The organism is Blastococcus deserti (assembly GCF_042682525.1).
Classification (GTDB): Bacteria; Actinomycetota; Actinomycetes; order Mycobacteriales; family Geodermatophilaceae; genus Blastococcus_B; species Blastococcus_B deserti.
In genome coordinates this window covers 1-226 of sequence record NZ_JBHUHP010000021.1, presented here as the reverse complement: position 1 = coordinate 226, position 226 = coordinate 1, and the positions used below count along the sequence as shown (strand labels likewise).

Annotated in this window: 1 pseudogene; it reads right to left on the bottom strand. The window is 69.9% G+C overall.

Going from position 1 to position 226, the window contains the following annotated elements:
- Positions 1-12: 12 nt before the first annotated feature.
- Positions 13-226, bottom strand: a pseudogene (locus tag ACFSHS_RS18420) (methyl-accepting chemotaxis protein); the annotation flags it as partial.

Genomic DNA, 226 nt, shown 5'->3' with positions numbered 1-226 from the left:
AGCAATGGTGGGTCAGTAGGTGAACCTCCCGACGGTGGTGCGCAGGTCGGCGGCCATGCGGGAGAGCTCGTCGACGGCCGTGCGGGTCTGCCCCAGGGCCTGGGTGGTCGACTCCGCCGCACCGGACACGTTCGTGATGTTCTCCGCGATCTGCCCCGTACCGTCGGCGGCCTCCTGCACCGACCGGCTCATCTCGTTGGTCGTGGCGGTCTGCTCCTCCACCGCG